This window comes from Campylobacter anatolicus (assembly GCF_018145655.1).
Classification (GTDB): Bacteria; Campylobacterota; Campylobacteria; order Campylobacterales; family Campylobacteraceae; genus Campylobacter_A; species Campylobacter_A anatolicus.
Window position 1 is genome coordinate 1 of sequence record NZ_JAGSSY010000004.1, and the last position, 20,020, is coordinate 20,020.

The window sequence follows — 20,020 nt, forward strand, 5'->3', positions numbered from 1 at the left end:
GTTGTTTGTGTTTAAAGAGCTCTGTTTTAAATTTGTATTAGTCTGTGTTTTATCTATAAATGATTTAGATATATTACCAAGATGTGATTTAGTTGTTTTAGTTTTATGGTGGGTGGTGAATTCGGCTGGGGTTAAATTTATACTATCTGCATTGACATTTATCTCGTTACTGGCTATTAAATTTGAACCTGATATGCTCGTGTCTTCATTTGAGTTTAGATTTATACTTTTAGCATTTAAGCTTGAGCTTACTACTTTTTCGTCTATTATATCTGTAGTAGTTGTCTTTTTAGATAAAAAGCCTTTTGATCTAACAGTGCTTTTTAAGTCCGTTTGATTGTTTATAGATGAAATTTTTATATTTTTATCCGCATTTAGATTTATAGCTTCATCGGCATTTAAATTTGCTCCTACTAAGTCTATGTTCGCTGCATCGGCATTTATATTGTTTGCTTGTAGAGTGGATATTGTATTGGTTGTGATAGAGCCTTTAAAGGTAGTATCTTTACCGCTTATATCAAAGCTCTGCTTTGCTTGGCTAGTTTTTATGTTTAGATTATTTTTAGCTTGTAGGTTTATGTTTTTATCTGCGTTTAGGTCCGCACCATTTATATTTATATCGTTGTTTGCAGTTATATTAATATTTTCTTTAGCATTTAGAGTTGAGCTAGCACCAAGGTAGTTACCACTTTGATATTTGTTTGAGTAATCAGTGCTGGTTTGATTGATATTTATATCATTTGCACTTAGTGCTATATTATCGCTACTAGCTGCGGTAGAAGTTAAGCTAAGATTATTATCGGCATTTAAATTTATAGTGTTATTTGCTAGAAGCAAGGCGTCTTTGTTTGTGATGGAATTTGCTTTTAGATTTATATCATTTGCAGCCATTGCTCCGCTATTATAGATATTTCCTGTCGCATCGATATGTATTTGATTATTTGCTATGATAAGCGAGCTTTGATTTATTGGCGTTTTATCTGTCTTAGATAAAAGCGTGTTGGTTATTAAGGCATTGGCATTTGCATAAAGTTTATCAAATTTGTTTAAAGCAAATGCTGGTGAGCTACCGTCATTTGTATATAAAAAGCCGGTGTTTAGTGGATTAAATTTTATATGAGAGATATCATTTGGTCTAAATATAGGTATATCTATGGTTTTATTTGCTTTATCTTCTATGTCACCGTTATTTAGATTTGTTAAACTTGCATAGAAGTTATTATTTGCTGCAAATATCGCCGGATAGCCGTCTTCTTTGTAGGATAAGTTTTTATGTGCACTAGTGCCTCCTTTGGTTTCCCACTTTGTCTTTAAGCTACCATTTTTATACCATTTTACTTTTTCTTCCCAATTGTATGTTAAATACGAGCTTACACTTCGCTCTAAATCTTGCCCTATGTTATATAAGTCACCACCATTTAGTCTAATATCATGGTTTGCATATATTTGGCTTTTGTCGTTTGTTATATTAGCAACTTTAAAATCTATATCATTTCCGGCATAAATTTGAGCTGGGATAAAGTTAGCTAGACTATCTGGGGTGATGTATTCTTTTGTGATAGAGTAGTGAATGGTTCTAGTTTTTTCATGATCTTTTACATGAGTGGTTGTGGCTATGATAGAGTTTGAGCTTTCATCTAATTTTAATGATACAAAAGGATGTGAGTCAGTGCCGTGAAGATAGCTTGTTTTATGTAAATTTAAAGCATAGGCGATTGGATCGCTTAAGATTACTTTATTAAAAAGTTCGGCATTTAGCTCATCATCACTATAACTTTTTGCTTCAAGTTGCCATCGGTTTATGATCTCATCTTTTATTTTAGATATGTCGGTAGTTAGTTTAAAGCTTCTCTCGCCACAACAACCAAGATCAAGTGTGGAGCTAAAATTCTCACTATCTATTTCAAATTTATTAAGCGAGTAATTATTTAACTTTCCAGCCTTAATGTTAATATTATCCGCTAGTATCGTGGAGGAGGCGTTGTTTATCTCATTGGCATTTAAATTTAAATTATTTGCCGAAGCCATAATAGAAGTGGCTATGTTATTTATCTGATTAGCCGATATATGCATATCAAAGCCACTTGATATAGTGGCTTTATCTTTATTTATGATGACAGAATTTGAGTTAAGATCTGCACTAGTTTGTGCTTGAATGGTATTTAGATTTATTATATCTCCGTTTGAGTTTATCTTTATTTGGTTTGCTTTTATAATACCGGCATTATTTACTCCGACACCGTCTTTAGTGGCTATTATGTTTATCTTGTTAGCATACATTCCACCAAGAGCGGTGCTATCGATTGAAATGGCAGAGTTTTTTGTAGTAGTGCTTGGTAAGGCATTATTAAAAAGCTTACCGTCGCTACTTTGAACTTTACTATCGGTTGAGATTAAATTTAATTCGTTTGAATGGATAGAACTTGCTATTTTTATAGCGTTTGCAATGATATTTGTATAGTCTCCATTTTTATCGTTTAGTCCTTGCTCGATAATCTCGATTCTGCCCTGCAAAGGGTTTAGATTATTTGAGATAGGATTTAAATTTAACTCTTTTATGCCTCCGTCGTTATTTAGATGAATTTTAGCAGTTGTAAATGTAGATGAGCTTGCATTTATTATATTAAGTCCATTTATATTTATACCGCTAGGATTAGCTATTAATAAATCAGCTCTCTTTCCAGCTATCTCTAAATTCCCTTTTAGTAGTGACGGATCGTTTGAATTTACTTGATTAATGATTAAATTTGCCGAACCACCATTTAAAAAAGGGTTTGCATTTACGAAACCAGCTATATTTGTGTTTGCACCATTTACTGAGTTATTTAAAACCGTGCCCTTATCTGGGGTATTAAATTTAGCATACTCATTAAATGAGATGCCTTTGGAATTTGGAGTAACGATATTTACTATAAGGGCATCATTTTTTGCTTTTAGAATGACTGATTGGTGCGATTTATGGGCGGCAGGATCGGCGATAATGTTGGCTAAAGAGGTAGAAACAAGCAAGGATATACTAACAAAAATGGATAAAAGCTGTTTTAAAAAATTAAGCATCAAATGTCCTTGTGTTATTTTTGTGTTATTTTTATTTTATTATACCAGTTAGTATCGTAGTGATTGCTTAAAAATTTAAAAATATCTATGAATAATAAATTTCATAATTAAGAAATACTTTTAAATACAAAATACCAACTATTACATTTTTTATAAGTATTTTAACTATGCTAATTTGGCTTTAGATTAGTGATAATATAGTATTTTGTCTACAATAAAACATTGTTTAATTTATAAAATTACCTACCTTTAAAAACTATTTTCACTAACCTTTTGTGCTTGATATAGTTTATCTTCATTATAGCGATGAGTTTTTATTTCGATAGCATTGGCTACTTCTTTTTAAAACCCATTGAAGTCTTACTATTAACTAGCTATTTTCTAAAAAATTTAATAAAACAAACCTTTATAATATCAATATAAATTATAGTGTTTTTAAAAGAATAAATTTTTATCTACTTTAACTAAAAATTTTCAATTTCTATAAATTTATCATATTAAAAAGTAAATGTTATAATTCACTCAAGGGAGAAAATTTGAAAGATTTGGATTTTTTTTATCAAACACCGCTTAAAAATATCAAATTTATAGATCGAAAATGCTATATAACTCGATCCAAAACGCTCATCATCGGCAATGTAGGCAGTGGAAAGACAAGTATGATATGCGAATATCTAAGTGCTTACAAACAAGAAGAGCGGCTTTATATAAACTTAAAAGATATGCGGTGCAATGCGAATTTACTATCAAATTTAAAGGATTTTTTGTTAGCTAATCCAAATATAAAAGTGCTTGGTGTGGATAATATAAGCTCACAAGATGAGGCTAACACACTTAAAATTTGCTCCTCTTTACCTCAACTTCAAGGCTTTTTAATAGCAACAAACAATCGTGATATAAATTTACCAAATTTTAATACCTTAAAGCTTGGTTATCTTGATTATGAAGAGTTTATACTATTTTTTCGTAAAAATTTAGATGAAAATATGCTTTTTAGCCATTTTTTAGCCCATGGAACGGCGGTAAAATGTGCATTTTTAGATGCAAGCGAAGTAAGTGAATATCTTCAAAATCAACTCAAAAAAGAGCTAAGCCAAAGTGCTTTAAACATCATAAAAGAGTGTGCTAGGAAGTGCGGTGAGACGATGAGTGTTTTTGAAATTTATAAAACATTAAAAACACAGCAAAAGATCTCCAAAGATAGCGTTTATACCGTATTAAACGAGCTTGAGAGAGATGGTATTATAACACTTTTGGCAAAATTTAATGAACCAAATGTTGCAAAAAAACTATTTTTCACAAATTTTGCCATGCGTAATGCACTTAGTGCAAAAAAGGACTTTTCATCAACTTTTGCAAATGTTATACTCTGTGAATTGTCTAAATTTAATGATGAAATTTACTACACAAAAGAGTTTGATTTTTTCCTTGTTAAAAGAAAACTTGCTTTGCTTTGCATACCATTTACGCCAAGCGAGATAATCTTTTTAAAATTTAAAAAACTTCATCAAAGTTTAAAAAAACTAGGTGCGACAAAGCTACAAGTCATAAGTGTAACAAACTCTGGTGAGCTTAGCATTGAAGGCATTAAGTGCGAGATTTTACCATTTTCACGTTGGGCACTAGGAATATAAATTTGTTATAATTGCACTTTTTTAAAAGGATAAAAATGCGATCACTTTTCATACTATTTTTTATAGCAATTTTTGCGTTTGGATATGAGATAAGTCACGAAAATATCGGTAAATTTTATAAATTTAGTGGCGAGGCAGATGGTATAGCAACAGAGCTTTATATAAATGTTTATAAAAATGAGTTTGAAAATTTAAAATCAACAAAAGACTTTGAAGTGCCAAGTAAAACGAGTGGTCATATATTTTTTAGCAACAACAAATTTGAATTTGATAAGGGTATGATAGAGCAAAAAAACGATACTATAACAAAGATAAATGCAAAATCAGAATGGATAGATCTAAACGTAGAAAATAACACAAATAACGAACTTGTCGGAAAAGTAGCGATCAAAGGTAAAGCCTACAAACTCACTTTAAAACAAGATATAAGCTTTGAGATCATAACTCTTGCCAAACAGCTCAGTAACGATAATGGCTTAAAATTTCAAGCGATCTTAAGCGATTTTAGCTCGACTAAATTTATAAATAAATACCGCAAAAATCTCACCGAAGATCTAAAAAATTTACAAGTATTATGGCAAAATAGACCTCAAAAAGATGAAAATCATAGCAAAATAACACGGCTATTTTATCAAAATGAACGCATAAAAAATATCTGTACTTATGAAAATAAAATCACTATAACTTGCAAAACAAGCAATATAAAAAACTCAAAAAATCTTAGCCTATCATCGCTTTTTAAAAATTTAAAAGATGAAAATCTGCAAAAGATTTTTACCAAACACGATATAAGAATGAGCGAAAATTTCACACTTTCGCCAATGGGATTGACGTTTTATAGTGACGATGAAAAGACACTTAGCTTAGATGAAATTAAGCCATTTTTAAAAGATAGCTTTGGGCTTTAAATATGTTAGATGGCTTAAATTTCAAATATAAAATGGATAAGAATTTAAAAAATTTATGTGAATTTGATCCTAAAATTTGCGGTATAGATGAGGCTGGACGTGGTGCGTTAGCTGGGTGTATGGCAGTAGCTGCGTGTATTTTAAAGTGCGATATAAAGGGGCTAAATGATTCTAAAAAACTAACTCCTAAAAAACGTAAAGAGCTATATAATCAGATCATACAAAATGCCAATTTTCTCATTATTTATTTTTCAAATACTCAGATTGATGAGCTAGGACTTAGCGAGTGTTTAAGACGTGCGTTAAATTTATTTAAAAGCTATTTTGTGGGTTATGAGTTATTATATGATGGTAATGCAAACTACGGTACAGGTATTAAAACAATGATAAAAGCTGATGGCAAAGTCGCACAAGTGAGTGCGGCTAGTATCTTGGCTAAAGTAAGCCGTGATGAGCTAATGAACGCATGGGATAAAATTTATCCTCAATACGGCTACGCAAAACACAAAGGATACGGTACAAAGGCACACATAGCCGCGATAGATAAATTTGGTGATTGTGCTCTTATGAGACAAAGTTTTAAGCTAAAAAACAATGAACCAAAACTATTTTAATAAAAATACAGATAGGCTAAATACGATAGCATAACAAATTTTAAACAAGGATACTTACAGCAGATATAAAAGGTATAAAAATAGAAATTTTTACTAATAAATTTGTATTTTTATCTATTGCTACTATATATTTACTAGCTCATTTGCATACTTGAATAAGAGATTTCAATCATAAAATGCCAAGGTCTTAAAAAGCGAAATTTATAATCTAAAAGATAAACAAAGAATTAGATAAATTTATATGACAAAAGGCTTTTGAATCAGTAAATATCGATGTATCGTAGTATTTTACATTGATAAGCCAAAGCTACTTGAAGCTTAGCTAAAGTTTAGCATAGTATAATCGCACGATGAAAACTTTAATATTTCCAATAACAGCTATTATTTTATCCTTTGTTGCGTATTTTATGCCAGATATTTTTATACCTTTTAAAGGCTATATCATCCCGCTTTTAATCATCATTATGCTTGGTATGGGAATGACATTAACGCTTAATGACTTTAATGGTGTTTTTGATAAAAAATATGCTCTTTTACTAGGCATATCACTACAATTTATAATAATGCCATTAGCTGCACTTGGTATATCTATAGCGTTTGATCTTGGAAAAGATCTAGTAGTAGGTATGATGCTTGTTGGCACGAGTGCTGGTGGTACCGCTTCAAACGTCATCACATATCTAGCACGTGGTAATCTTGCATTATCTGTGAGTATGACACTATGTTCGACACTCCTTTCTATAGTGTTAATGCCATTTTTAACCTGGCTTTACATAGGACAAAAGGTGCCAGTCCCAGCCATAGATATGCTTATAGAGCTTATAAAAATAACACTAATACCTTTAAGCCTTGGTATAGCCATAAACACATACGCACATAAATTTGTGACAAAAATTCAGCCTTTACTGCCTACTATATCTATATCATCTATAGTTTTTATTATAGCTATTGTAGTCTCTGTAAATCATTTAAATATCCAAAAAGTTGGATATTTAGTTATAATCGCTGTTATCTTGCATAATAGTACTGGTTTATTGCTAGGCTACTTAGGTGCAAAACTCTTTGGCTTTGATGATAAGATCGCACGAACTATCGCTATCGAAGTTGGTATGCAAAACTCAGGATTAAGCGTAGCTTTAGCGATAAAATACTTCGGTGGACTTAGTGCCCTACCAGGTGCGATGTTTAGCATATGGCACAACGTCTCAGGAGCTTTATTGGCTGGATACTGGGCTAGTAAAGATGAAAAAGAAGACGAAGTTAAAGAGCCTTAAATTTAAAAAGTGTCGTAGCAATCACCACGACACCGAATGGCTACTTCTTAGCCTTTGCAATAGCCTGTGATAAGTCAGCGATGAGATCGTCCACGTTTTCTATACCGATTGCAAGACGAAGTAAGTTTTGCTTAATGCCTATCCTATCTTGTAGCTCCCTTGGATATGCCTCATGTGTCATTGAGGCTGGATGACATATAAGGCTCTCAACACCGCCTAGACTCACCGCTAAATCAAATAGCTTAAGACTTTTAGCAAATACTTTATAATCATACTCAGCTTTTAGCTCAATAGATATAACCGCACCAACGCCACTAGCCTGAGCTTGTTGCACTTGTTTTTCATACGTAGAGTGCGACCCAGCGTAATGCACTACTTCAATCGCCTCATTATCCTTTAAAAATTTAATAATCTTTAACGTATTCTCGCTCTGTCTATCAAAACGCACACTTAGCGTCTTTAATCCGCGTATAAGATAGTATGCGTCAGTCGGTGCAAGTGTCGCTCCTAGCGTATTTTTCATAAATTTTATACGCTCAGCCAAAACATCATCATTTGTAGTAACGATACCAGCGATTAAATCAGCGTGTCCGCCAATGTATTTTGTCGCACTATAGACTACTATATCAACGCCAAAGCTAAATAGCTTTTGATAATACGGCGTTAAAAATGTATTATCCACAACGACTAAAATACCCTTTTTATGGGCTAGTTCAGTGATCTTTTTTATATCAGTCACGCGAAGCAACGGATTAGACGGAGTTTCTATAAATATCATCTTCACATCACTGCTTATATCACTCTCTTTTAGCTTATTTAAGTCATCAACTAGCTCGTAATTTATGCCTTGATTTTTAAATATCCCACTAACATAGCGAAATGTACCACCATATACGTTGTTATTTAGCAGCACTCTATCGCCACTTTTTAGCAGATTAAATACTGTCGAAGTAGCAGCCATACCAGAAGCGAGTGCGAAGCAGTGCTTTGCTCCTTCAAATTTGGCAAAAAGCTCTTCAAAGGCATTTCTAGTAGGGTTTGCACCACGAGAATAAGCATAATCTTGAAACTCTTCAATGCCATCTTGAACGAATGTACTAGCTAGCACGATAGGCGGAACCACAGAGCCATTTGGGTTGTGTTTTGCTTCTATGCCTTTTACGATTAAAGTATCAACTTTCATTATTATCCTTTTAAATTTATATTCTTTAAATTTTCATCGCTGAGATAAATTTAACGATACGCTCATTTGAACTTTCAAAAAACTCATCAGGACTACCATCAAATGCGATAACTCCACCGTCTAAAAATAAAATCCTATCCGCAGCCTTTCTGGCAAACGCCATATTATGCGTTACGATGATGAGCGACTTATGCTCACTACTTAATGAGACTATTGTTTTTAGCACCTCAGCTTCTAACTCCGGATCAAGTGCGGATGTCGGCTCATCAAGCAATAAAAAATACGGATCCATAGCCAATGCTCTAGCTATCGCCACACGCTGTGCCTGTCCACCAGAGAGCCTATTTGGGTAGGCACTCTCTTTTTCACTTAGTCCTACCTTTGCTAAAAGCTCACGAGCCGTTTTTATTGCACTTTGCTTGTCCTGCTTTAGCACATTTATAGGGCCTTCTATGATATTTTCAAGCACATTTAGATGCGGAAATAAGTGAAATCCCTGAAAAACCATACCAGTGTGCCGTCTAAACGGCAAAATATCTTTTTCGCTTAGCTTCCCATCAAATTTAATAAACTCATTACCAAGCGATAGCTCTCCACTTTGTGGGATTTCTAATAAATTTATACAACGTAGCAAGGTTGATTTCCCCGAACCTGATGAGCCTACGATAACTGTAGTTTGCCTCTCATAAATCTCAACGCTAATATCGCTAAGCACTTGATGTTTGTCAAAAAATTTACTCACATTTGCTAGTTTTACAGACATCTTAGCTCCTAAATATGCCTAGAAAATCGCTTTTCTAAGATCGCTTGCAAGTAAGTTAAAAAGGTACAAATAATAAGATATACCACAGCAACCAGCACATAAAGTAAGAGTGGTTCAAACGTCCTTGCTGCAATGCGTTGAGCGACCATAAACATATCTACCATAGTAATAGATGCAGCCAATGAAGTATCCTTTACAAGCGAGATAAAGGTATTTGAAAGCGGTGGCAAAGAGATACGAGCGGCTTGCGGTGCTATGATACGACGAAGTATCATGCCCTTACTCATACCAAGCGAAGCCGCCGCCTCCCACTGCCCCTGTGGTACTGAAAGTATAGCTGCACGAACTGCCTCTGATGCGTAAGCACCGACATTTAGTGAAAATGCTATTATCGCAGCCGTCCAAACATCAAGAGTTATACCAACAGCTGGAAGTCCAAAAAATACGATGAAAAGCTGCACTAATAGTGGCGTACCACGAAATATCCACACGTAAATTCCAAATATAAAATTTAGCGGTTTTAGTGGTGATAGCCTAGCAAGTGCTGTGATGATAGCAATAATAAGTCCTAGTGAAAATGACGCCAAGGTAAGCGGTATAGTTATCTTGGCTCCAGCTATCATTATAGGCATAATAGATTCAGATATTATCTGTATTGCTCTTTCCAAATTTGCTCTTTTTTAAATTTATTTGGATATATCTGTGCCAAAGTATTTTAGCGAAATTTGTGCTATTTTGCCCTCCTCTAATAGCTCTTGTAATGCATTATCAATAGCTATCACAAGTGAACGCTCGCCTTTATGCACGATAGCCGCAGCTGGTATTGCAGTGGTATCTATAAAAGCAGCCTTAACAGGTGCATCTGGCTTTTGTTTTAAAAAGTCAAAGTAAGTTATGCTATCATTTACCGTGCTGTCGACCCTTTTATCTATCACAAGCTTTATAGCGGTCGGAAAGCCATCAGGTATGGTTACAAGCTTTGCACCATTTTGTTCAGCCATCATTGCAAAGTTACTATTTACGGATACAGCGGTAGTTTTACCTTTTAAATCAGAAAATGACTTGATATCATCATTATGCTTATGCACTATGATCACAGTATATCCCTTGACATAAGGCTTTGTGTAATCATACTTTGCTTTACGCTCATCCGTGATACTTAGATTAAATAAAATATCTGCCTTACCAGCATTAAATGCCGCTACTAGCGAATCCCACGCTGCTTCTATAAATTTAACTTTAACGCCAAGCTTTGCACCTACAGCTTTTGCCACCTCAACATCAAAGCCGACTAGCTCATTTTTCTCGTTGTAAAACGAGAATGGAGGATAGTCAGGCTCCATACCTACACGAAATACACCATCTTTTTGGATACGTTCCAAAGCAGTGTCACTTGCCCCTGCAAATGTAGTAATAAAAAATAGGCTAAAAAAGCCTAACAACTTTAATAGTTTTTGTAGTTTCATCAGTTTCTCCTTATGAATTGGTTTTCATAAAAATTTAATAATTATAAATTTAAAAAATTTGATTGTATATTATAAATTTTTATAATACCCTTAAAAACATATAAATTTAGTCGTCAAGCCCTATTCTATTAAATTTATTCTGATATATTCTCGCCAAAATACTTAACTGAAATTTCTTTAAGTTTACCCTCATCCTTTAGCTCTTTTAGTGCCTTATTTATGGCATCTAGTAGCTTTTTATCGCCTTTATGCACGATAGCCGCTGAGTATATCGTCTCTTTGCTAGTCGCTGCTATCTTTATCGGTGCATTTGGGCGTTGTTTTATATAATCAAAAAATGTAACACTATCATTTATCGTAGCATCTGCACGTTTAGCAATGATAAGTTCAATGCCCTTACTAAATCCATCTGTTACAACGACATTTGCACCATAACTTTCGGCCATCTTCGCCCAGTTGCTAGTAGCTGAATGAGCTGAGTTTTTACCCTTTAAATCCTCAAAGCTCTTTATGATATCGTTATCTTTTCGTACAACTATCACGCCATAAGCTGTTGTATATGGTATCGTGTAGTCGTATTTTAGCTTTCTATCTTCCGTTATGCTAACTTGATTAAATACAACGTCAGCTTTTTGGGCATTAAATGCAGCTAACATTGCATCCCAAGGTGCCTCTACAAACTCTGCTTTCACTCCCATTTTTTGAGCTACTGCACGTGCGACATCCACATCGTAGCCAACTAACTCATTCTTCTCGTTATGATACGAGTAAGGTGAATAGGTGCCTTCTGTTGCGATACGCAAAGTATCTGATGCGTAGGCACTGGCTAAAAAGGCCAGGCCAAACAATGGTAAAAATAGTTTTTTTACACTCATTTAGTCTCCTTTTAAAATAAAGTGGCTGATTATATCATACAAAAGATAAAAGGTTATTGTAAATTTAAAGTAAAATTTGAAATTTATTTCTGCCTAGTATCAAGTGAGTTATAAATACTTTAAAATTTTAAAAAACTAAATTTATATTTTTATCACTTAATAAACTTGGTTCGTGTTTTAGCCATTTTATATAGCTCTACGATTAAATAGTCTTATCAAAAGCGTGGCCTTTTAAAGCCTTTTAAGTTTTAAGATATCGATAAATATCGACTAAACAAATCATAGCTAACATACAGGTGTTTATAAATAAATTTGATATATAACCTACTAGTTAGTATATTTAAAGTATCTTGCGTATAACTAAATGTATTTATAGTTATTTTGATCTATAAAGCCATCTTTTAAAAAATTCTTCGAATGCAAAATAAATTTTACCAACTATCATAACTATCTTCTTCCTCGTCACTATCTTCAAAATCGTAGTCATTTTCATCGTAGTTGTAGCTATATCCACTGTCTTGCTCTTCTTCAAAAGTATCTTCGTAGATATCATCATACTCTAGCTCATCATTAAATTCGTTACTCATATTATATCCTTTGCTTGTGTTTGTCCATGTAGTTTTGCGATGGCATCAGTGCTTGTTGCATCTTCGATATACATAGTCTGTGATGGGAATGCAAAACTTAGCCCATTGTCTTCAACTATTTTTATTATTTTTAGTATAACATCTTGTTTTACTTCTAAAAACTCACCCCAAATGGTAGTTTTGGTAAAGCAATATATCATAATATCTATTGAACTATCATTTAGCTTATCAATAACTACAAAAAGATTACTCTTATAGCCCGCTAGATCGTCAATTGATAGTATATTTTGCCTATAAAAAGATCTTAAATTTTTTGATTGAGAGCCCATATTTTCAGGTTTTGCAATTCCCTGATGATCTATTAGCATCTGCCTTATATCGTCTATACATTTTTTTATGTTTGCTATGGGTGAATTATACGTTATTCCTATAGTCATCGTGATACGTCTACCTACTTTGCGACGATTCCAATTACGTATAGGATCGCTTGCGAGTTTTGAGTTTGGGACGAAAACAAGGGCATTATCAAAGGTTCTTATAGTTGTTTTTCTAAGCCCTATCTCAACGACCGTTCCTTCTATATCGCCACAAACTATCCAATCTCCCTGCGAAAACGAGTTATCAAATAACAACATAACAGAGGCGAAAAAATTTGCTATTATATCCTTTGCAGCAAATGCAACAGCAAGACCACCGATACCAAGTGATGCTATAAGTGCTGATATATCAAAGCCAAGATGACTTAATACCATTAAAAACGATATGATAAATACTATAAAATAAGTTATTTTAAGGACTAAATTTACTATCTCTTTGCGACCACTTTTTTTAGCTATCTTGCCGATAAGAATAAGCCCATAGCCATTTAGCATAGTCAAAATAAGCCACGTAAAGCCTACTATATATACGATAGACTGGATATTTACTATATTAATAGACACTGGTGCTGGGTAAAATCCAACCGCAATACATAGACTAAGTGCATATATGATAAGTAAAAATGTTATAGGCTTTTTAACGATCTCAAGCACCTGCTCACGGACTTCCTCATCGCTTTGCGTGGTGCTAAGCTTTGATATGAGCCAGTATGTAAGCTTTGCTAAAATTCGTGTAAATGATACAAAAAATATAAACACAACAGCAATAATAATAACTTTACCGATGTTGAGATTTCCAAATTTTAGCGGTATATATTTATTTACACTATCAATTGCATTTTGTAAATTCAGCTCAGAGAGTATCAAACTTGAACTAAGCAAACTGGCATTTGTTTTAAGATAGTCTAAAATTTCCTCTCTTGTCTGTTTTTGAAGTTCGAGCTGATGAAAGTCGCTATCGTATATACTAAAACTATCTGTGAGACTATTTTTTAAGTCGTTTATGCTTACATAAGAGTTTGTTTGAAGTTCAAGCAATCCATTATCTATTAGCTCTTTTATGGAGCTATCTTTTGCACCCTGCTTAAAAAGTTTTTCTAAATTTATAAGCGTTGTATAATAAGACTCATTGATCTTTAGCCTTTCAAGATCAATTGAGTTTTGTATAAAAAGGCTCTTATCGCTTAGCTTTTCATATCTTTGTACATTTTTTTCAAGCAGTTTTTTTTGTGCTTTAAATTTATCCAAATCACTTTGTTTAATATCTATCTGCATTATAGAAAATGGTATCTTGCTTATTAAATTTATCTTTTTTTTCTCAAGCGTGTCTAGATTTGATGCATTAGAGGTTGCATTGCTATCGCTTTGTGCTTTTAAGATTTTTATCTGTGAGTTTATGACTTGTATTTGGGCGGTTATATCTACGATATTATTTGTTTCGTTGTTATCATCTGTGCCAAATAATACCATAAAAAATAGCAATAATGATATAAAAATTTTAAACATTTTTCCCTACCTAACAGCTAATAATTTAAATGTTTTAGAAGCTAAATCATAGCTAAAAATTTCACCAGTTTCAATGATATAATGCCAACCATATATACTTAAATTTCCATCATTATACTCTTTTTCAACATTTGGATAGGTTAAGATATTATTGATTGAGTTTATGATGTTTAATCTCTCTGTTAGCCATGCCATTTTGGCTGGATCGTCGCTTGTAAATTTAAGCACTTCGTATTTTATCGGTTCTATTAGCTTTATCCAATTGCGAACATTTGGTGTTTTTATAAATTTATTTTCATCTTCATACAAAGCTGCACAACCACCGCAGTTTGAGTGCCCACAGATTATAATGTTTTTAATATTTAGCACTTCGATTGCGTATTCTATAGCCGAAGTTGTGGCTAGATACTCACCGCTTACACGATATGGTGGCACTATATTTGCGATATTTCGCACCATAAATAGCTCACCTGGTAAGCAATTTGTAATTAAATTTGGAACAACACGCGAATCTACGCAGGAGACAAAAAGCGTATGCGGATCTTGCGTGTGCTGTAAGCTTTTAAATAACTCTTGGTGCTCTAAAAAACCATCTTCCATAAATTTCATAGCACCTTCAAAAATAGATCTCATATATCTCCAAACAAATTTTTGCAAGATTATATCAATTTTAGTTAAATTTATTCAAAAATTTGATGCTTAAATTTTACTAATTAAGTAAAATTTTAATTATTATTTACTTATTTTTGGTTAAATTCAACTAAAAATTTAAAAAGGAGTAAAGATGAGTTTATATAACAGAAATTACGCTAATCAAACTCACGAGAGTGAAGTTGCGTATTCTCAAAGTTCTTTAAGCACATTTATCAAACAAACTTACCAGCTTTTTGCAGCTTCGTTGCTTTCAGCTACAGCTGGTTCGTATGTAGGTATAAGTATGTCGCACGTGTTTGTCAGTAACAGGATGCTATTTTGGGGGCTTGTGATAGTTGAGCTAGGGCTACTTTTTGGTCTTATGGCAGCTAAACGCAAGGCTGGGCTAAATATGGTTTTGCTTTTTGCATTTACATTCGTAAGTGGTCTTACGCTAACTCCATTGTTATCAGCTATTCTATCCATGCCAAGCGGTGCGGCTATAGTGGCTCAGTCATTTGCACTTACTACGGTTGCATTTGGTGGTTTAAGCGTATTTGCTATGAATACAAAACGTGATTTTACTACGATGAGCAAGATGCTTTTTATAGCACTTATCGTTATCATCGTGGCAAGCTTGATTAATATATTCACTCAAAGCCCACTATTTCAGCTAGTTATAGCAAGCGTTGGAGCAATACTTTTTAGTGCTTATATACTTTATGATACACAAAATATCATTCGTGGTAACTACGAGACGCCTATTGAGGGTGCGGTAGCATTGTATCTTGACTTTGTAAATCTATTCACTTCACTGCTTCAAATTTTTGGCATTCTTGGCAGAGATGAGTAGCGATGAAGGCATTTATCGTGTGATAGATGCAAATTTAAACAGACTTAAAGAAGGGTTAAGGGTCGTTGAAGACATTAAGCGTTATGTTTTTAACGATGCTTCCCTAGCCTACAAGATAAAGTCCATCCGCCATAAGGCAAAAATCCCTGCAAATCAATATTTAACCTGTCGAGATAGCATAAATGATGTGCTAAAATCAAGCACTAAAACTGAGCAAAATAGGTCTAGCTTAAGTGATATAATAATAGCAAATCTAAAACGAGCACAAGAGAGTGCGAGAGTACTTGAAGAGTGCTTTAAGCTTATAAATTTGGAGTATTCTGAGCTCTTTAAAGGCATAAGATATGAACTTTATGAGATAGAAAAGCAAATTTAACAAAAAATTTAAAACTTTTTTTGTATAATCCTAGCTAATCTTAAAAATTTAAAGGAAATATCAGTGAGTTTATTTTTTTTAATCTTACAATTCATTCTAGCAGCCGTCATTACCGTTGCAGTATTGCTTCAAAAAAGCTCATCTATCGGTCTTGGTGCATATAGCGGCAGTAACGAGAGTCTTTTTGGTGCGAAGGGTCCTGCTGGATTTTTAGCTAAATTTACATTTAGTATTGGTGTGCTTTTTATCATAAATACTCTAATACTTGGATACACATACAACACAGATATGAAAAGGTCGATAGTTGATAGTATAGACACTAAAGCTTTAATGAGTATTGATGTTAATAAATCAGTCCCATCTGTGCCATCGGTCCCAACTACTCCAGCAACACCAGCTCAATAAATTTAAAAGGAAAAACTATGCTAAATAAAATTTACACCGTTCAAAAAGAGGGTTGTGAAAAAGCGATAGCTGCCCTAAAACGCGACTTTACAACACTTAGAACTGGTAAGGTAAATATAAATATTTTAGATAACATCTATATTGATTACTACGGCTCACAAACTGCACTTAACCAAGTTGCAACCGTCATCGCAACTGACGCCTCTACTATCACGATAACTCCGTGGGAGAAATCCATGATAAAAGTTATCTCATCAGCTATCCAAGCCGCAAATATTGGGGTAAATCCGAACTCAGACGGAGAGGCCGTAAAACTATTTTTCCCACCGATGACTATGGAGCAACGCCGAGAAAATGCCAAACACGCAAAAGCTATGGGCGAAAAGGCAAAAGTAAGCATTCGTAACGTGCGAAAAGATGCAAATGATGAAGTTAAAAAGCTAGAAAAAGACAAAGTGGTAACAGAAGATGAGAGTAAAAAGGGACAAGATGAAGTTCAAAAGATTACTGACAACTATAACGCCAAGATAGACACACTCGTAAAAGATAAAGAGGCTGAACTACTAAAAATTTAGTCTTTACGATACTTTTTAAGCCCTATAAATTTATAGGGCTTTTGCTTTAAATTAAAAATTATTCTAATTTGTATTTTGATGCCATAAAAAAGTGAAAATTTAAGATAAAATTTGTTATTATCCTGGTAATTTTTCTCAAGGGTTTTAATGCTAAATTTATCTACTCTAAAAGCCACCATAATCACACATAAAATAGAGTTTTTGCTTATATTTGTCAGCATTTTGCCACTTTTTATTTTACGCTCTCGCTATCTTGATTTTTACAACTCATTTTTGCTTTTTACACCGCTTTTTATAATCCTTAGTTATATTTTAAGGCAGAAAAAATCAATCTACGTTTTCTCACTTATTATTGCGATTATTGGCTTTTGTATAATCGGCTATATTGACGAAAAGCCAAATTTTTATCTAAAAGATATTAAATTTTATGCACTTTATATGATTTTATCTATCTTGCTTTTGGCTCATAAATTTATAAGAGATAATGAAAAATTTGTCAAAAATGCTTTTGATACACTTATGGCATTTGCCACAGCTTTTGCCATCTCGCACATTTGTTATCTGGCTATCATCGCGGTGTTAGCAGGACTTGAGTATCTTTTTGATATAAAAGTATTTAGAAGTGAGTTATCACTTCGTTTATACGCTATCGCTGTTATAGGTATCTTGCCAACTGTATTTTTTATACTAAAAGAGCGATACAGTTTTAATATAGGAGTATTTTTAAGTGTAATTATAGATTTCATACTTTCACCACTACTTATCATATACACAGCTTTCATCTACATCTACACGACAAATATTGCTATTTTTAGTGGTCTGCCACGAGGCGGAGTGAGCTTTATTGTGCTTAGTTATCTCTTTATTGGTTTTATCATAACGGCTTTAAATTTGATAAGTGCTAAGCCAAAATGGCAGCTATTTTACCGCTACTTCGCACCACTTTCGCTTGTGCCGATCATGCTTTTGTGGTTTGGTATATCTCGCCGCGTAGGTGAATACGGTATAACGCCTGAACGTTTTTATCTCATTGCCATTAGTCTTTTTGCCACTTTTACGATCTGCTTTTTGCATTTTAAAAGGAACTTTTCATATCGCTTAGTAGCTGTTGTGGCAGCTCTTTTTGTGATTGGAGCAGTCTTTGTGCTTAATGCAGAGCAAATTTCACTAAAATCACAAAAAGCACGTGCTTATGCAATGTTTGAAAAATTCGGCTTTTTAAAAAATGGCGAATTTGTTAAGGAGTTTAACGCAACAAATTTAGAGCTTCAGTACGAACAAAAATTTAATATACTTAATGATCTTGACTTTATAAATTCACACGATAATAATTTTCAAAAACAGACAAAATCGTTTTATAAAGCTATTGAAAACATTGATACATATAACTCAGACTATTGGCGTAAATATTGTTTTCTTGATAGCTCTTCACACGATCTTACTGGATATAAAAGTGTTAAATTCTTAAATATGTACGTTTACAATCAAGATAATATCAAGATAAATGCCAAGAGAAATTATGATATAAATGTAACTAAACACATTCAAAATGTTCTTAAAAATAACGGCATCTCAATAAATAATTTTAAAGATTTAAACATAAAAAGTAGGCAAAATAAGGAAATTTGTAGTGAATTTTTAAAAGTAAATACACCAGATTCGACACTTATATTTAACAATATTGAGATAGAATACGACAAAAATTTGGGCTATATAGCTAAATTTTTTGAAGTCATTGCAATACTTGAAAAAGAGTAGTTTAAGATCTGACTTGATAGAATTTAAAAAAGGAAAAAGATGAATATAGAAAAAATTTATAGAGATGCTGGAGCGTATCTACAAGGACATTTTTTATTAAGTAGTGGCAATCATTCACAATATTATCTGCAAAGTGCAAAGGTGCTTGAAGACCCTATTTTAGCAGGACAACTCGCCGATGAGTTAGCTCGTGTAATAGCCGAGTATGGCGTTGAGTTTGATAGCGTATGTTCTCCCGCACTTGGTGGAGTTTTGGCGGGATATGAGCTAGCACGTGCAACTAAGAAGCGTTTTATATTTACTGAGCGAGTGAATAAAATAATGAGTCTTAGGCGTGGATTTGAAGTGAGAAAAGGCGAGAGATTTATCATCTGCGAAGATATTATAACAACTGGTGGCTCAGCCTTAGAAAGTGCAAATATAATTCAAGATCTAGGTGGCGTTGTCATAGGATTTGCGGCACTTGCAAATAGAGGATTTTGTCGGATTGCTAACACAAAAGCTGACTCAAAAGCTGAGTGTAAGCTACCAATCGACAAGCCATTATTTGCTCTAGGGAATTTTGAGTTTGAAATTTATGAGCCACACAATTGTCCTCTTTGTAAAGATGGTAGCGAAGCGATCAAACCAGGCAGTAGAGGTAACTAAAGATAAACTAATTCTTTGGCTGTTTTTGTTATTCATTAAATTTAAAACAAATATCAAAATAGTTTAAAGTCTAAATAGATTAAAGGTAAAAATTTGTCAAGACAAAAAGCAGTCATAGCACCGATATACTCGCGTTTTAAAGCCTTTATTATTGATATGTTTGTCATCTTTATGCCTATTTTATACATTGTGACTTATGTGGTTTTAGGCAGTAAAGAAGAGTTTCAACATAATCAAGGTGCGATCCTTATTTGCAATGTACTTTTTGGACTTATTTTGTCGCTATTTTTTACGCTTTTAGCTCAAAGCCCTGGGTATAAAGCACAGAAAATTTATCTAGTTAACTTAAAAACGGGGCGTAAAGTTGGCTTTTTTATGGCAGTTTTACGCTATATCTGCTTTGTTTTAGCTGGTTTTAGCACAATTGGTATAGTTTTGTGTTTCTTTCGCAAGGATAAGCTAAATCTGCACGACATACTCACACAAACTGCTGCTGTGAGTAGAAAAATATAAAAAATTTACCCCATT

At 33.4% G+C, this 20,020-nt stretch carries 20 protein-coding genes; 11 read left to right on the forward strand and 9 right to left on the reverse strand.

The annotated features are described in order from the left end of the window. Positions 1 to 3,057, reverse strand: a 3,057-nt coding sequence (locus tag KDE13_RS06915; protein WP_212143210.1) for a two-partner secretion domain-containing protein, incomplete at its 3' end; no start/stop codon positions are given. 536 nt (positions 3,058 to 3,593) lie between these two features. On the opposite strand from KDE13_RS06915, the gene KDE13_RS06920 reads away from it, so the two are divergent. From KDE13_RS06920 to KDE13_RS06935, 4 genes are all read left to right on the forward strand, one after another. Then, positions 3,594 to 4,691, forward strand: a complete 1,098-nt coding sequence (locus KDE13_RS06920; RefSeq protein WP_212142132.1) for an ATP-binding protein — start codon at positions 3,594 to 3,596, stop codon at positions 4,689 to 4,691. A gap of 35 nt (positions 4,692 to 4,726) precedes the next feature. Next, positions 4,727 to 5,599, forward strand: a complete 873-nt coding sequence (locus KDE13_RS06925) for a hypothetical protein (RefSeq protein WP_212139864.1) — start codon at positions 4,727 to 4,729, stop codon at positions 5,597 to 5,599. Positions 5,600 to 5,631: 32 nt separating this feature from the next. Then, positions 5,632 to 6,213, forward strand: a complete 582-nt coding sequence (locus KDE13_RS06930) for a ribonuclease HII (RefSeq protein ID WP_212140508.1) — start codon at positions 5,632 to 5,634, stop codon at positions 6,211 to 6,213. A 350-nt stretch (positions 6,214 to 6,563) separates the two neighbouring features. Continuing rightward, positions 6,564 to 7,487, forward strand: a complete 924-nt coding sequence (locus tag KDE13_RS06935) for a bile acid:sodium symporter family protein (protein ID WP_212143211.1) — start codon at positions 6,564 to 6,566, stop codon at positions 7,485 to 7,487. Between the two features lie 40 nt (positions 7,488 to 7,527). Here the strand turns inward: KDE13_RS06935 and KDE13_RS06940 are convergent, their stop codons facing one another. The 8 genes from KDE13_RS06940 to KDE13_RS06975 form a co-directional block, all read right to left on the reverse strand. Then, positions 7,528 to 8,670: a trans-sulfuration enzyme family protein gene (locus KDE13_RS06940; protein WP_212139862.1), complete on the reverse strand. Its 1,143-nt coding sequence runs from the start codon at positions 8,668 to 8,670 to the stop codon at positions 7,528 to 7,530. A gap of 25 nt (positions 8,671 to 8,695) precedes the next feature. After that, on the reverse strand, positions 8,696 to 9,433 hold the full coding sequence (locus KDE13_RS06945; RefSeq protein ID WP_212139861.1) for an amino acid ABC transporter ATP-binding protein: 738 nt from the start codon (positions 9,431 to 9,433) through the stop codon (positions 8,696 to 8,698). An 8-nt stretch (positions 9,434 to 9,441) separates the two neighbouring features. Next, the gene (locus KDE13_RS06950; protein ID WP_212140507.1) at positions 9,442 to 10,056 is read right to left on the reverse strand and encodes an amino acid ABC transporter permease; all 615 of its coding nucleotides are present in this window, start codon (positions 10,054 to 10,056) and stop codon (positions 9,442 to 9,444) included. Positions 10,057 to 10,119: 63 nt separating this feature from the next. Then, entirely contained in the window at positions 10,120 to 10,899 is a 780-nt protein-coding gene (locus KDE13_RS06955; RefSeq protein WP_212139860.1) for a transporter substrate-binding domain-containing protein, read from the reverse strand. Positions 10,900 to 11,033: 134 nt separating this feature from the next. Further along, a complete protein-coding gene (locus KDE13_RS06960; RefSeq protein ID WP_212143212.1) occupies positions 11,034 to 11,774 on the reverse strand; it encodes an amino acid ABC transporter substrate-binding protein in 741 nt (246 codons plus the stop codon). Between the two features lie 431 nt (positions 11,775 to 12,205). After that, entirely contained in the window at positions 12,206 to 12,361 is a 156-nt protein-coding gene (locus KDE13_RS06965) for a hypothetical protein (RefSeq protein ID WP_212143213.1), read from the reverse strand. Then, positions 12,358 to 14,244, reverse strand: a complete 1,887-nt coding sequence (locus tag KDE13_RS06970; protein WP_212143214.1) for a mechanosensitive ion channel domain-containing protein — start codon at positions 14,242 to 14,244, stop codon at positions 12,358 to 12,360. Before KDE13_RS06970 ends, KDE13_RS06965 begins: the two co-directional genes overlap by 4 nt. 6 nt (positions 14,245 to 14,250) lie before the next feature. After that, positions 14,251 to 14,877: a carbonic anhydrase gene (locus KDE13_RS06975; protein WP_212139856.1), complete on the reverse strand. Its 627-nt coding sequence runs from the start codon at positions 14,875 to 14,877 to the stop codon at positions 14,251 to 14,253. 151 nt (positions 14,878 to 15,028) lie between these two features. On the opposite strand from KDE13_RS06975, the gene KDE13_RS06980 reads away from it, so the two are divergent. From KDE13_RS06980 to KDE13_RS07010, 7 genes are all read left to right on the forward strand, one after another. Continuing rightward, entirely contained in the window at positions 15,029 to 15,730 is a 702-nt protein-coding gene (locus tag KDE13_RS06980) for a Bax inhibitor-1/YccA family protein (protein ID WP_212139855.1), read from the forward strand. Then, positions 15,723 to 16,106 carry a thiamine-phosphate pyrophosphorylase gene (locus KDE13_RS06985; RefSeq protein WP_212139854.1) on the forward strand — a complete coding sequence of 128 codons (384 nt, stop codon included), beginning with the start codon at positions 15,723 to 15,725 and terminating at the stop codon, positions 16,104 to 16,106. Before KDE13_RS06980 ends, KDE13_RS06985 begins: the two co-directional genes overlap by 8 nt. Before the next feature lie 63 nt (positions 16,107 to 16,169). After that, positions 16,170 to 16,511, forward strand: coding sequence for a preprotein translocase subunit SecG (gene secG, locus KDE13_RS06990; protein WP_212139853.1), 342 nt, complete (start codon positions 16,170 to 16,172; stop codon positions 16,509 to 16,511). A 17-nt stretch (positions 16,512 to 16,528) separates the two neighbouring features. Beyond that, on the forward strand, positions 16,529 to 17,086 hold the full coding sequence (frr, locus tag KDE13_RS06995; RefSeq protein WP_212143215.1) for a ribosome recycling factor: 558 nt from the start codon (positions 16,529 to 16,531) through the stop codon (positions 17,084 to 17,086). 147 nt (positions 17,087 to 17,233) lie between these two features. Beyond that, positions 17,234 to 18,844 (forward strand): DUF4153 domain-containing protein, encoded by a 1,611-nt coding sequence (locus KDE13_RS07000; RefSeq protein WP_212143216.1) that lies wholly within the window; start codon positions 17,234 to 17,236, stop codon positions 18,842 to 18,844. Positions 18,845 to 18,883: 39 nt separating this feature from the next. Further along, entirely contained in the window at positions 18,884 to 19,492 is a 609-nt protein-coding gene (gene pyrE / locus KDE13_RS07005) for an orotate phosphoribosyltransferase (RefSeq protein WP_212142143.1), read from the forward strand. Positions 19,493 to 19,585: 93 nt separating this feature from the next. Next, complete coding sequence (locus tag KDE13_RS07010) at positions 19,586 to 20,005, forward strand: RDD family protein (RefSeq protein ID WP_212142144.1); 420 nt, start codon at positions 19,586 to 19,588, stop codon at positions 20,003 to 20,005. Positions 20,006 to 20,020 lie beyond the last annotated feature (15 nt).

Coding starts and splice junctions, on each gene's coding strand:
- KDE13_RS06925 (WP_212139864.1), top strand. CDS start 4,727: ATGCGATCACTTTTCATACTATTTTTTATAGCAATTTTTGCGTTTGGA.
- KDE13_RS06930 (WP_212140508.1), top strand. CDS start 5,632: ATGGATAAGAATTTAAAAAATTTATGTGAATTTGATCCTAAAATTTGC.
- KDE13_RS06935 (WP_212143211.1), top strand. CDS start 6,564: ATGAAAACTTTAATATTTCCAATAACAGCTATTATTTTATCCTTTGTT.
- KDE13_RS06940 (WP_212139862.1), bottom strand. CDS start 8,670: ATGAAAGTTGATACTTTAATCGTAAAAGGCATAGAAGCAAAACACAAC.
- KDE13_RS06945 (WP_212139861.1), bottom strand. CDS start 9,433: ATGTCTGTAAAACTAGCAAATGTGAGTAAATTTTTTGACAAACATCAA.
- KDE13_RS06950 (WP_212140507.1), bottom strand. CDS start 10,056: ATGATAGCTGGAGCCAAGATAACTATACCGCTTACCTTGGCGTCATTT.
- KDE13_RS06955 (WP_212139860.1), bottom strand. CDS start 10,899: ATGAAACTACAAAAACTATTAAAGTTGTTAGGCTTTTTTAGCCTATTT.
- KDE13_RS06960 (WP_212143212.1), bottom strand. CDS start 11,774: ATGAGTGTAAAAAAACTATTTTTACCATTGTTTGGCCTGGCCTTTTTA.
- KDE13_RS06965 (WP_212143213.1), bottom strand. CDS start 12,361: ATGAGTAACGAATTTAATGATGAGCTAGAGTATGATGATATCTACGAA.
- KDE13_RS06970 (WP_212143214.1), bottom strand. CDS start 14,244: ATGTTTAAAATTTTTATATCATTATTGCTATTTTTTATGGTATTATTT.
- KDE13_RS06975 (WP_212139856.1), bottom strand. CDS start 14,877: ATGAGATCTATTTTTGAAGGTGCTATGAAATTTATGGAAGATGGTTTT.
- KDE13_RS06980 (WP_212139855.1), top strand. CDS start 15,029: ATGAGTTTATATAACAGAAATTACGCTAATCAAACTCACGAGAGTGAA.
- KDE13_RS06985 (WP_212139854.1), top strand. CDS start 15,723: ATGAGTAGCGATGAAGGCATTTATCGTGTGATAGATGCAAATTTAAAC.
- frr (WP_212143215.1), top strand. CDS start 16,529: ATGCTAAATAAAATTTACACCGTTCAAAAAGAGGGTTGTGAAAAAGCG.
- KDE13_RS07000 (WP_212143216.1), top strand. CDS start 17,234: ATGCTAAATTTATCTACTCTAAAAGCCACCATAATCACACATAAAATA.
- pyrE (WP_212142143.1), top strand. CDS start 18,884: ATGAATATAGAAAAAATTTATAGAGATGCTGGAGCGTATCTACAAGGA.